Below are 13,379 nucleotides of genomic sequence, written 5' to 3' on the forward strand. Positions count from 1 at the left end.
CCTGCCGGCGCTCGCCCCCTCACCACAAAGCCGAGTTCGGCTCCAGGCCCATTCGGACCCGACCATAGGCTTCCGCTTGCTCGTCCCAATTTGCGGCGACCTGCATGGAGCCGGCGTGAACGTCGCGGACAAATCGCTGAATGGGATTCGATTCGAATAGCGAGGAAGCGCCGGCGGCGCGGGCAATCATCATTGTCGTGTTGAAGCATGTGTCGACGACATAAGCGTGATTGCGGCGAAAGCGAACGCGGTCATCCTTTGTCAGTATGTCTCCCGTCTGGCCGCGCCGGATGATTTCCTCAATGTCCTTCCTGACCAGCGCTCTGGCAGCGTCGAGCGTCGCAGACGCCTCGGCGATGCGAAGCTGAGGCCCAACCATTTGCGCCATGGGCTTGCCGTCGAATGCCGTGCACCGGGTGCGATTGGTGCTTTCATATGCGTTCAGCGCACCTTGGGCCATGCCAATGACAGGTATCACAACGCCCAAAGGTGCGATCGAAGCCATTGGTACTCGGTACGACCCGCTCTGGTTGGCGGCCAGATTGTCGGGTGCACCCGGCAGGATGTAGCGGTGAGCAGGAACGAAGACGGGCTCGTCGATCACAACATCGTGACTTCCCGTGCCGCGCAGACCGGACACATGCCAGGTGTCTTCAATCCTGAAATCGCCTTTCGGGACGATCAACAAAATGGGGGCCGGGATTTCCTCGATCCTGGCTCCCAACAGCGCCCAGTCGGCATGGCACACCCCACTCGAATAACGCCACCGTCCGGATAGCATCCACCCTCCCTTGACGCTTTCCACCTTCGCGCCGCCGGGGTTGAACGCCGAACAGGACAATGGATCGGGTCTGGCGTAGAACTCCGCCTGTGCCTCATGAGGGGCGAAGCTTATTTCCCAGTTCTGCACGGCTGACTGCGAATATACCCAGCCCGTCGATCCACAGGCAGAGGAGATGCGCCAACAAATCTCGAAATAGGCATCGAAGTCGAGACCATATCCGCCCCATCGCACCGGCTGCATGACGCGATTGAGACCCGCCGCCCGGATGTCCTGAATGGTGGCATCCGGCAGGCGCCGATCGCGTTCCGTCTGCTGTGCGCGTTCGGCAATGGCAGGCAATATGGCGTCGGTACGACTAATCAATTCTTCAATACCGATTTCGAATATTTCGCTCTGTTTCGTGCTGTCCATTTTGCTCTTCACATCTGAATTCCTACACCATGAAGGGTGCTTCTCATGGACTTGAACCACAGCCGCATGGAGCCGACAAATACCGATTGCAGATAGAGCTGATCAGAGAAATTTATGCGTGCCGAGATCACCTTGATCCATGATCGCCGCGCGATTTCGCCCCTCCCCTGTTCGCGCACGCGACCAACTGGATGCGGATACAACCGGACGATATCTGCGCCGCCTTCCCCTTATGAAGCCTGGCAGAGAGGCGACCGGCGCATAAATTCCGCTGATATCGGCTAACGATAAACGCTATTTGCCTGATGCCGATGGAACATGATCAGATGCGGCAGCGCCTGGACGCGAGCCCTGTCCTCACGGGCTCGAGCGCGAACGCGAGGTCGAAAAAATGGTCGAAGTCTCATCTATTGTCGGCGCCTTGCCCGAGACGGGCCTCGACGTCTGTCAAAGCCAGGTTCTACGCCGAGAGCTTGACCGCGGCACCGCCCTGATTTCGCGGGACGTCGAACAACTGGATACGCTCATTGCCGACGACCTGATTCATATCCATGGCAATGGACAAATCGAAGGGAAGCCTGAATATCTGGAAGGCATCCGCACAAAATACCGTTTCTATCGCGTCGATCGCACTGGTCTGGCGATACGGATCTACGGGTCTGTTGCCGTCCTGACGGGCCCTATCCTGCAAGTCTTTTCAATCGCGGGCGATGACAGGAAATTCGAGACCGAGGGTCTTCTGACGCAGGTCTGGCTTAAGGCCGATGCAGATTGGAGGCTGAATACTTACCATATGCAATTCCTCAAGATGGACGGAAGACCCGTCTCTTAAATCAGGAGGGCGAAACTCGGCTCGGCGCTCGCCGCCCTTAACCCGCATGCGAGCAGCCCGCCGATCCTTGTCAGGCGGCCTGCAGGTCAGGCAGTTTCGCCGATTTGTCGCTGTCGGAATTGGCAATCATCGTGAGCGTTTGCCGGAACCAGCGGTGGCCGCTGTCGATGTCGTTTCGCTTGTGCCAGAAACATCTCTGCTCAATGCGTGGTAAACTTATTGGCGGCGCGATCTTGCGCAGCCGAAGCGTCTCCTTATGAAGTTCGTACAAGCGCGTCGGGACAATAGCGACTGCCTTCGTTGACCCGACGGCCGCGAGCACATTCTGCGAGGTCTGCATCCAGGCATTGACTGTCGGTCGCTTCTCCTGACCGCTCAAGACGATGTCGGGCAAGCTGCGAAAATTACCGTTGAATAGAAGTTCGACGTACGGCTGATCGCAAAACTCGTCATATGTGATCGTGCTTTTCAAGACCGTGTTGTCCCTCGACGCCACTATGGTGAAATTGTCGAAGAAGAGATGCTCGCTCTGCAAATTGCTTACGTCATTGACGGGATTTTCGAGCACGCGCTCCGATATGGTCAGACACAGATCGAGATCGCCTTCCTCCACTCGTTTAAACGAGTCGACGGCCAGATCGACGATCTGGAAGCTGATGCCCGGCGCATGGCCGATGAGATAACGGACGAGGGGCACGCCGACGAGCTCTGCCATGTGCGCGGACATCGCGACGCGGAAAGTGCGCTTATCCTCGGCCGGGTTAAAATTCGGCGTCGTGTTCAGCGCTGACTCGATGCGAAGCAAGATTTCTCGCACGGGCACCGCGAGATCCCTGGCACGCTGCGTCAACTCCACCTTCCGTCCGTTCCGTTCCAGCAAGGGATCGTCCAGATATTCCCGAAGGCGCTGAAGGGCAGCACTGATCGCAGGCTGGGTGACATTCAGTCGTTCCGCAGTCTTGGTGACGCTCTTTTCACGCAGCAGCGCGTCCAACACGACGAGCAGATTCAGATTCAAGCCTTTGAGATGCATGTCCCCTCCTCGATTTTGTTGGGGCGTCGCGGCGTCGCGCGATTCGAACCGGCCACTCATACGCATAAATGAAAGTGATGCCATGAGCAAGAAAAACGCCCTTAGCGCTCACTCATGAAAGATGGATTCGAATTTGACCGATTGCATGAACGCCGCTTCGCGGGCTCGCAAGCGTTGCACCCAGCACAGGTCAAACAGCCTGCCACGCTTCGCCAACCAGCGTTGCCTCAAAATATCATAAGCATCGCTTATGTTGCTTATAAGGAATAACGCCACGACGACGGGCAGGTTCGCCGCTAGTCCGCCACAAGATTTAACCCAAGGACAGCCAACCCGTGGCAGCTTCAGTTTCTACAGATCGGCAGAACAAGATCGCTGCCCTCGAGGCGCTCAATACGCGCCTCCTCTGGTTGGCGTCGTGGATGATCCACAACGCCAACCACATTCGCGAAAAGCGCGACGGGCTCAAGGTAGGGGGGCACCAGGCGAGTTGCGCATCGATCACCGCAATCATGACGGCACTCTATTTTCACGCGCTGCGTCCGAACGACAAGGTGGCGGTGAAACCGCATGCCGGCCCGGTGCTCCATGCCATGCATTATCTGCTAGGCGGCCAATCGCTCGACCGCATGCGGGCCTTTCGCGGGCTGGGTGGCGCGCAAAGCTATCCCAGCCGGACAAAGGACGCCATCCCCGTCGATTTCTCGACCGGCTCGGTCGGCCTTGGCGTCGCGGTCACCGCCTTCACCTCCTTGGTCCAGGATTATCTCATCGCGCACGGCCGTGTGCGCGAAGAGGATGCCGGCCGCATGATCGCGCTGATGGGCGATGCCGAACTCGACGAAGGCAATATCTACGAATGCCTGATCGAAGGCTATAAGCACAACCTCCGGAATTGCTGGTGGATCGTCGACTATAATCGCCAATCGCTCGACGCAACGACCGCCGATCGCATGTTCCGTCGCTTCGACGACATCTTCGAGACCTGCGGATGGCGCGTCGAGACGTTGAAGCATGGCAAGCTGCAGCAACAGGCCTTCTTGCGGCCGGGCGGAAAGGCGTTGGAGGAATGGATCGACAAATGCCCGAACGCCGATTTCGCCGCGCTCACCTATCAGGGCGGCCCGGCATGGCGCGAGCGGCTGCTCGCCGATATCGGCGACCAGCCCAATGTGAAGAAGTTGCTCAGCGGTTTCGACGATGATGCCCTTGCCCGACTGATGACCAATCTCGGCGGCCACTGCATGGAATCACTCATCGACGCGTTCGACAGAGCCGACGACGACAACCCGACAATTTTCATCGCCTACACCGTCAAGGGATACGGCCTGCCGCTGGCAGGGCATAAGGACAATCATTCGGGAATGATGAATCCCGCCCAGATGGACCAGTTCCGAACCAGCCTCGGCATCGAGAAAGGCCAGGAATGGGAGCCTTGGGGCGGTCTCGGCGACAATATCGCCACGCAGCTTCAGGCCTTCGTCAAGGCAAGTCCGATCGCCGGCGGGCGCACCGAAGCGCACGCGCCCGCTGTTGCGGTCCCGCCGCGCCTGCCGGTCCCCGAAGGCGCCGAACAATCCACTCAGGCGGCCTTTGGCCGCATCCTGCTTGATCTTGCCAAGTCGGGCAGGAGCTCGCGGACCGCATCGTCACGACCGCTCCCGACGTAACCCAGACGACGAATCTGGGCGCCTTCGTCAATCAGCGCGGGCTGTTTCGGCGGCAGGAGCTTGTCGACGTTTTCCAGAAGGCGAAGATTCCGTCGGCGCAAAAATGGGCGCAGCATGCGGCCGGCCAACATATCGAGCTCGGCATCGCGGAGAATAATTTCTTTCTCCTGTTGGCCTCGCTTGGCCTTGCCGCGCCGCATTTCGGCACGCGGCTGCTTCCGGTCGGGACTGTCTACGATCCGTTCATTTCGCGTGGGCTCGATGCGCTGAACTATGGTTGCTACCAGGATAGCCGCTTCCTGCTGATCGGCACGCCATCGGGGATCAGCCTTGCCCCCGAGGGCGGCGCGCACCAGTCGATCAACACGCCGCTGATCGGCATGGGCCAGGCGGGCCTCGCTTATTTCGAACCAGCCTATGCCGACGAACTGACGGCGATGATGCGCTGGGCGTTCGAATATATGCAGCAGCCCGACGGCAGCTCGGTCTACCTGCGGCTCACGACGCGTTCCATTCCCCAGATTGCGCGGGATAATGACGACTGGGAAGCCGATGCGCTGAAGGGGGGCTATTGGTTGCATGAGCCGGGTCCGGGCACCGAAGCGGTGATCGTCTTCACCGGCGTGGTGGCGCCCGAGGCGCTGGCGGCCTGGGAGCAGCTGGCCGACGATATCCCGGGACTTGGCCTCCTCAATGTCACGTCGCCCGATCTTCTCCATCGCGGGTGGTCCGCGCGGCGTGCTGCGCGTTGGACGGGGCGCAGCGCGCCGGATTGCCATGTCGAGACGTTGCTCGCGCCCCTGACGGCGGGCTGCGGGCTGGTCACGATCATCGACGGATCTCCAGCGGCCCTGTCCTGGCTGGGCAGCGTGCGAGGCCATCGCGTAGCCCCGCTCGGCGTCGAACGGTTCGGCCAAACCGGCGACCTGCTCGATCTGTATCGCATGTACCGCCTCGACGTGGATGCGATCGTCGAGGCGGCCGCCGAACTGTTTCTGGGAAACTGACATGGCGATCGAGTTGAGGATGCCCGCGCTTTCGCCGACCATGGAAGAGGGGACGCTCGCCAAGTGGCTCGTCAAACCAGGCGACGTGGTGAAGGCGGGCGATCTCGTGGCCGAAATCGAAACCGACAAGGCGACCATGGAACTCGAAGCCGTCGGAGGCGGACGGATCGAAAAGCTGCTCGTGCCGGAGGGGAGTGAGGACATTGCGGTCGGTACGGTGATTGCCCTTCTCGTCGAGGACCAGGCCGTCCCCGCGCCGGCCACCGCGAACGCCGCTTCCACAGCCGGCGATGAGAAGCTCGCGGAACCGCTATTTTCGGCGGCATCGCGCCAGACCGGCGCTTCGACGCATCATAGGCCGCCTGCCCCGACCCTCGGCGAACCTGCCGGACGGCTCAACGCGACGCCATTGGCTCGACGGATCGCGGCGGCCAAGAATATCGACCTAGCCGCAATCAACGGCTCCGGTCCACGCGGCATGGTTATGAAAGCCGATCTCGGGTTGCTGCCCATCATTCCGCAGTCGGCAGGAATTCCCACTCCTTCCGCGAGCACGGCTCCGCCGAGAGGCACGCGGGATGAAGCCCCCGGACGCAACCCGCCGCAAACCTCGAGCGCGCCGCGCCGCATCGAGAGCATGGGGCATGTGCCGCACCTCTACCTGACCGCGCGCTGCAACATCGATCCGCTCCTCGCCTTGCAGGCGGACCTCAACGCCGAGCTATGCACGCGCGGAATCGAACTCAGCGTCGACGACATGCTGATGAAGGCCCTGGCGCTGACCTTGAGAGCCGTACCCCAGGCTCATGTCGAATATGGCGGCGACATTCTCCGCCGGCTCGACAGCGTCGACATTTCGATGTCGCTCCAAAGCGATCATGGCCTGGTCGCTCCCGTCATTCGTGGCGTGGATACATGCTCCTTGTCGGCGCTCGCGCTCGCGGCGAGAGCGGCGGCGGCCAAGGTGCGCGAAGGCCGGCTCGCGCCCGAAGATTATGAGGGCGGATCGGCATCCCTATTCAGCCTTGGCATGTTCAAGATCGACGAGGCATTTCCGGCCATCACCCCGCCGCAAGCCCTGAGCCTCGGAACCGGGGCGGCCATTCGCCAACCCTGGAACGTCGACGGCGAACTTGCGCTGGCTACGGTGATGGCAGCCACCGCCGTATTCGATCGTCGTGCGATCGACGGCGCCACCGCGGCCGAGTTCATGGCGGCATTCCGCCAACATATCGAAAACCCGTTGATCCTCCTTTCCTGAGAATGGCGGCGGCCGCTCAGCCGGGCGTGCCACCCTCCCCGTCGCGGGATGAAAGAGCAAAGCCGCTGCGATGCAGGCTATCGCGGGAGATCCAGGCTCGGCATCTCCTCCCCTGCCAGCTGCCGCGAACTATCCCGGCTTTAGGGGGAGCGGAGGGTGGTCGCCGAGCCCTTTCTCGCCGCCGCGCGCGGCACCGTCCTGGCAGAGTGAGGCCGCCGAAGCCCGGCATGCATCTCCCCATCATGCGGCGGCAGCAAATCGCCCATATTCACCGCGGCAAAAAATGAGGGGCGGCGCGTCGCGCTTTACTTCCATCTCGACCACCCGCCCAAGCACGAGATCATGATCGCCCGCATCATAAGTGGCGTAAAGCTCGCACTCGATCCAGAGGATGGCCCCGGGCAGGACCGGCAAGGCTCCGCCCGAATGTTCGAAAGCGATCGCGTCGAACTTGCGCTCGATCCGCGACGCGAAATGACGGCAGATATCGGCCTGGTCCGCTGCCAGGACATTTACGCAGAAACGACCGCTGCTTTCGATCATCCGCCAACTCGCCGAATTCTTTTGCGGACAGAAAGCGACGAGCGGCGGATCGAGCGAAACCGAAGTGAACGAGCCGATCGCCATTCCGCACGGCAAACCGCTGCGGGCGATCCCGGAGATGACGCTCACACCCGTCGGATAATGACCAAGCGTTTTTCGGAATGATTGCGGACAGACGGTCATTCGAATTCTCCGAAGCTCATTCGGGACGGCGGCGCCGCGCCTCTGATCGTCCGTCCCGCTCGCTCACCGACCGCTCCCTCCACGGGACCACGCCAATCGCGTGGCCGACGCCAATATCTTTCGGCTAACGCTTATAGACGCTCATGTCGTACGTATGAACCGCAGCGGGATCATTCAGAGCATTATAATTATATGTCGCGGTGTCTACAAAGGACGCCATGCTGACCCGATCTTTCGATCTGACCAGAGTACCCTTGGACGGACCATCCGAAAAAATTCCGGCGCGATGTACGACCCAGTCAATATCCGGAGCTTCTTCGACAAGATATTCTATAACGGCTTCATTGTCTCTATGCTGCCCAAGAAGTCCTGACATTCTGACAAGCGTGTTTTTGAGCAGCCATGTGCCGAAAGGAAGATTCTCTTTATATGGCTTGGTGGCCCCTCCCGCCTGATAGAGAAACTTTTTGACATCCTGCCGCCGCATGGCCGGTATCAGTTTCTTGACGAAGGCAGTGTTCACATTCTCCTTGCTTTGCATTTTCGCGTCGCCAAGCATGCAAACGACCGATTCAGCGCCTTCCAGAAGCTCGTCCAGATTTGCCCCGTCGACGATTGAGCCCTGCCGCAAATCGAGATTCGGGTTGCGGATCGCAAGCTTTGCCGGATCGCGGACCAGCGCCCGCACCTTATGTCCTTTTTTCAGAGCAATTTCGACAAAGTGCCGGCCGGTTCTGCCGCTTCCTCCAAACACCAAAATGGTCGACTTTGAACTCATGATTAAATCTCCAATTGGCTTCTGCAAGATGACCGGGGCGTGGGTGCACTTTCCCAGCGTATAAGCGCAAATTCAGAATTTAGATCAGCGGTATAAGATAAAATTATATAACCTTGTAACGGCGCGATCATGCAGACGCAAAAGCCAAAGCGATCCCGGCGCATTCCGCCTGCCGCCCATCGCAATGCCATGGTTCGGCAACGGTCCGATTTGGGCCAGCCGGGCCCGGGGGACCGCTGACAAATCGGGAAGGAAGACGCCGCGATCGTGATCGTGCCTTTACCTGAACTTGACCGAAAAGGTCACGCCATAGGTTGCAGGCATGCCGGTGTAGCGGGTCTTCGCTTCGGACTGGTTGCTCACATTGACCCAATAATATTTGTTGAAAACATTCTTCCCGAAAACAATCACCTTCCAGCCGCGGCGATCCTCGTACCCGGCTCGCAAATCGACCAAGGCATAGGGGTTCGTCTTGTAGGGATAAGTGATGCCCGGCGGGAAGATGGTGGTGGGCGACACCGGATAGGTGAAGCTGTCGCCGCCGATAACCGTGTCCTGGCTGGATTGTCCGTGAACGGTCGCCCCCAGAATGGCTTTGCCGTTGGTCCCTATGGGCGGGCTATAATTCGCGTCGACGCTGTAATTCCATTTGGGTGCGAACGGCAGATCGCTGCCGGCAAAATCGACCACCGTCGGAACACCGTCGAAGCCCGTATATTCGCGGATACGCGTATCCAGATAGGTCAAGGCCCCAGTGAGCGTCAGGTCGCGTGTCGGCTGCACCGTAAGATCGGTGTCGATGCCGAATATCCGGGATTTGGGCACATTGACGAGAACGCCCTGCGGCCCGAAAGGAGGGAATAACGCACGACCGATAACCTGTTTGTCTTTATAGTCGTAGTAAAAGGCCGCGAGGTTGAGATGGGCCCGGCGGTCGAACATGTCTGTCTTGAGCCCGATTTCATAAGCCAGCACCGATTCCTGCGTAACCGGCCTGTACTGCGCCTCGATCACGGCACCCTGGACCGGGAAAGTGCCCCCTTTATAGCCTTTTGAAATATTCGCATAAAGGAGCGTTTGGGGCGCGAAACGAAAATCGAGCCCGGCACGCCACGACACATTGTCTTCCGACAGCGTCCGGAGTGTCGGCAGTACGGAGGGAAGTCCGGCTGCGTTCAACGAGGCACAGCGCTGGTTCAGCGGCCCGGACGATCCGATCGGGACGAATGGCTTTCCCGACAGGCTAGCCAGGAAATTGACGTAAGCGGCAGCGCTGCCGTCGCCGATGTCTCCCGTGCAGTTATCGGCGTTGTTGCGCGAGTTGGTGTACCGAACGCCGGCCTTGAACGTAAGCGCCGGCAGGATATCGAACTCGCCGTTGCCGAAAAAGGCGTAATTGCGGATATCCTGACGGGCATAGATCGATGTTCCCTTGAAGAACAGCGCGACGGAATTCTTGGGATATGTTTCGTCGATCTGATCATAGGTGTGACTGTCCTCGTAATTCGCGCCGACAATCCAGCGAAACCGGTCCGCGGGGTTGTTGGCGAGGCGCAGCTCCTGGGTAAATGTCCGGATGTTGCCGCTCTCGAGAAGATTGTCGATTTCCTGCGCCGTGCCATCGACGTCAAGGACGATGGCCTGGGTGAACCGGATATAGGAGGTCAGCGATGTCAGGGTGAGCGAATCGGGAAGATCAAAATCCCCGCGCAATGCGATATGATAAAGATCGCGACGACCGCGCAGATCCTGAATGCCGATGCCCCAGTCGGCCGCCCGCGGCGTCTCGGGCGGGAAGGCCAGAGGGAGCACTCCGGCCGGAGTTCCACCGGGAACCGAGGGATAATAGCCGATCAGCTGCGGCGCCTGCGGCGGCGAACGATCGATCCAGCCATTCGCATTGAGGGAGAAGCGCGCCCATTCGGCGGCATCCCAATCGACAATCGCGCGACCGGCCAAATAGCGGGTTGCCCCGTTCTTGTCCTTCGGTCGGGTGAGGCTCGTCTGCCAGTCGCCCCCTTCTGCGCCGCTGATTGCTATTCGACCGCGAAGGCTATCCGAAAGCGGACCGCTGATATAGGCGTTGCCCTCGAAACGGTTGAAGCGGCCATAGGTGATATCCCCGCCGGCTTCCGGCGAGCTCGTCGGCTTCGCGGCAATGAAGTTGATCGCGCCGCCGGTCGCGTTCTGCCCGAACAGCGTACCCTGCGGGCCCTTGAGCACCTCGACCCGCTCGAGGTCATATGCCTCGTGAAGCGCCAGAACGGGGAACGGCAGCGGCTGCTGATCGAGGTAGACACTCACCGAGGGAGTGGCACCCAGATTCCGCGAATCGAAGCCCACGCCGCGGATCGTCAAGATAGGCGTGTTGCTGGGGCTCGTCGTGAAATTAAGCCCCGGCGACGCCGACGCGATTTCCTGGAGCGAAGTCAGGTTCCGCTCCGCAAGCGCCTCCCCCGATATGGCCGTAAGGGTGAGGCCGACGCTGTTCAACGATTGCTCACGCTTCTGCGCGGTGACGATTATCTCCTCGATACGCGCTCCGCCGGCCGCGTCCTGGACACCTTCAGCTTGGTCCTGCCCCTCGGGCCTCGACTGGGCCGAAGCCGGCTGCGAGCAAACGACGATCGCCGCCGTTGCCGCTGCGCATAGTAATGTTGACCTCATCACGACATCCCCCTCATAACTTGTTTTGATTCTGGTGGACCGGAAAAAGACGCAATCGTCGCCTCTATGCAAACGCAGAGTTTTTATGCGTTACATAAACATCTGTTATGCGATGGGCCGGCCGACGCTGCGGACCGCCCTGTCATGTGGGCCCCCAGACCTTCCACCGCAGCGTGCCAAGCATCATTCCCGTCACGATGCGCATTGGAAATGGCGTTGTCCAACCGACACCCCATAAAATCCATCTATGATACTCATCTCCATTATTAATTGGATTGCCGATTCACGCGCTGGCAGAAACTCGGGCGTGGGCGTGACTTTCAAGAATGCCCCTCTCCGCGACCGATGACGCCGCAAATAATTTTGATAAACTGTCCCGTAATATTCTAGATAAGATAGTCCAATGTTCCTATTTTTACTTTTATTTGACTTATAATATGATGGATAGCGACATCGTGGACGAAGCCTTCGATTTTGTCGTCGTTGGCAGCGGGGCAGGGTCGATGTGTGCGGCGCTCTGGATGCGCGCGATGGGCAAAAGCGTGGTGATCGTCGAGAAGGACGCCCTTATCGGGGGGACGACCGCGCGTTCCGGCGGAACCATGTGGATACCCTGCAATCGCTTCCTGGCCGAAGATGGTGTCGTGGACAGCGACGACCTCGCCATGGCGTATCTCGACGCGACAGTCGGCCTGTCTGAAAACGCGCCCGCGGCCAATCGCGAACGCCGGCACACTTACGTCGTCGAAGCTCCCCGGATGCTGGAGTTCCTGATCGACAGCGGCATCCGCTTGCATCGATTGAAAAACTACCCCGATTATTACGACGAACGGCCGGGGGGACTGGCCGAAGGCCGTGTCGTTGTCGCCGATCTGTTCGACATATCGCGCCTCGGTCCCTGGGCGGACAAGTTGAGGCCGGGATTTCTCCCTGTCCCCGCCTCACACGAAGAAATATACTGGCTGCCGATGGCGATGCGCTCATGGCGGGGGTTGAAGGCGGGACTGAAGCTCATGGCCAGAATGGTGGCCGCCCGGATGCAAGGCGCGCGCTGGGTGACCGCCGGCGCCGCCCTTCAGGGCCGGATGCTTGAAGCCGCTCTCGCCAATGGCGTCGATATCCGTGTTGCCAGTCCTGTCTCTTCTCTTGTCGAGAAAAATGGCAGGATATGCGGCGTTGTCGCAACCTCTGGCGAACACCAATTCACTATCGGCGCCCGGCTTGGCGTACTCGTCAATGCCGGGGGATTCGCGCAGAACTCCCACATGCGCCGCCGTTACATGGCGGACGGTTCGGCGCGGTGGACCGCCGCGGGCGCCATCGACAGCGGAGAAATGATCGAGGAAATGCAAAGGCTCGGCGCTGCCGTGGCGCAAATGGATGGATTGCTTGGCTCTCCGATGGGCATTCCTTCCGGCGCCGAAAACAGGGGAGACGGCGTCGACATTCTGAAGGCCAGCGGACAGCCGGATCTGGCAAAGCCGCACGCCATCGTCGTGGACGGAACGGGCGTCCGTTACATGAACGAGGGCGGCTCCTACGTCGAAACCTGTCAGAACATGCGCGATCGTCACCGAAAGACGCCAGCCATTCCAAGCTGGCTCATTGTCGACCGGCAATATATGCGCAAATATATGCTCTGCGGGACGATCCCGCGAACCCGCGCACGACGCCGGCTGCTCGCCACCGGTTTCGTGCGGCAGGCCCCCACGATCGAGGCGCTGGAAGCAAAGATCGGTGCGGAACCCGGCCATCTCGTCGAAACGATCCGGCGTTTCAATGCGGATGTTCGAAAAGGAAAGGATACGCAATTCGGCCGCGGCGCGCGCATATTTGATCGTTGGTCGGGAGACGCTCTCTCGCGAACGTCGCCCGCGCTCGGCACGATAGAACGCCCGCCCTTCTACGCGATAGAAATAGTTCCCGGCGACGTCGGCACGTCCGGTGGAGTGGTCACGGACGCCAGCGCACGCGTTTTGCGCGACGACGGATCGCCCATCGACGGCCTCTACGCCACAGGGACGAGCGCGGCGTCGGTCATGGGACGATATGCTCCCGGCGCGGGATCGAGCATAGGCCCCTCCCTGCTTTGGGCGTATGTAGCGGCGAAACATGCCTGCGCAGACCCATCGCGCTAGCTGCAAAGTTTCAGCAGGTTGTCAGCCAAAGCAAAAGAATGAAACGGTGTCGCCAGCTTGCCTATGGTATTG

The 13,379-nt window shown here is 60.0% G+C and carries 8 protein-coding genes and 1 pseudogene; 4 read left to right on the forward strand and 5 right to left on the reverse strand.

All coding sequences use genetic code 11. The features are described from left to right. Positions 1-19: 19 nt before the first annotated feature. Positions 20-1,207, reverse strand: coding sequence for an acyl-CoA dehydrogenase family protein (locus FHR22_RS22660; RefSeq protein WP_166942211.1), 1,188 nt, complete (start codon positions 1,205-1,207; stop codon positions 20-22). Positions 1,208-1,586: 379 nt separating this feature from the next. Between FHR22_RS22660 and FHR22_RS11450 the strand changes: the two genes are divergently transcribed. Continuing rightward, complete coding sequence (locus tag FHR22_RS11450) at positions 1,587-2,027, forward strand: nuclear transport factor 2 family protein (RefSeq protein ID WP_166942213.1); 441 nt, start codon at positions 1,587-1,589, stop codon at positions 2,025-2,027. A 70-nt stretch (positions 2,028-2,097) separates the two neighbouring features. Here FHR22_RS11450 and FHR22_RS11455 read toward each other — a convergent pair whose 3' ends face one another. Next, positions 2,098-3,060 (reverse strand): LysR family transcriptional regulator, encoded by a 963-nt coding sequence (locus tag FHR22_RS11455; RefSeq protein WP_166942215.1) that lies wholly within the window; start codon positions 3,058-3,060, stop codon positions 2,098-2,100. Between the two features lie 335 nt (positions 3,061-3,395). Here FHR22_RS11455 and FHR22_RS11460 point away from each other — a divergent pair. Beyond that, positions 3,396-5,737 (forward strand): annotated as a pseudogene (locus tag FHR22_RS11460) (transketolase). A 1-nt stretch (position 5,738) separates the two neighbouring features. After that, a complete protein-coding gene (locus FHR22_RS11465) occupies positions 5,739-6,998 on the forward strand; it encodes a 2-oxo acid dehydrogenase subunit E2 (protein ID WP_166942217.1) in 1,260 nt (419 codons plus the stop codon). Between the two features lie 240 nt (positions 6,999-7,238). Here the strand turns inward: FHR22_RS11465 and FHR22_RS11470 are convergent, their stop codons facing one another. The 3 genes from FHR22_RS11470 to FHR22_RS11480 form a co-directional block, all read right to left on the reverse strand. Continuing rightward, positions 7,239-7,724, reverse strand: a complete 486-nt coding sequence (locus tag FHR22_RS11470; RefSeq protein ID WP_166942219.1) for a flavin reductase family protein — start codon at positions 7,722-7,724, stop codon at positions 7,239-7,241. Positions 7,725-7,848: 124 nt separating this feature from the next. Next, complete coding sequence (locus FHR22_RS11475) at positions 7,849-8,502, reverse strand: NAD(P)-dependent oxidoreductase (RefSeq protein WP_208417624.1); 654 nt, start codon at positions 8,500-8,502, stop codon at positions 7,849-7,851. A 279-nt stretch (positions 8,503-8,781) separates the two neighbouring features. After that, the gene (locus FHR22_RS11480) at positions 8,782-11,241 is read right to left on the reverse strand and encodes a TonB-dependent receptor (protein WP_166942222.1); all 2,460 of its coding nucleotides are present in this window, start codon (positions 11,239-11,241) and stop codon (positions 8,782-8,784) included. A 365-nt stretch (positions 11,242-11,606) separates the two neighbouring features. Between FHR22_RS11480 and FHR22_RS11485 the strand changes: the two genes are divergently transcribed. Beyond that, a complete protein-coding gene (locus tag FHR22_RS11485) occupies positions 11,607-13,307 on the forward strand; it encodes an FAD-dependent oxidoreductase (protein WP_243853655.1) in 1,701 nt (566 codons plus the stop codon). Positions 13,308-13,379: the final 72 nt, after the last annotated feature.

This window comes from Sphingopyxis panaciterrae (assembly GCF_011762125.1).
GTDB classification, from domain to species: Bacteria; Pseudomonadota; Alphaproteobacteria; order Sphingomonadales; family Sphingomonadaceae; genus Sphingopyxis; species Sphingopyxis panaciterrae.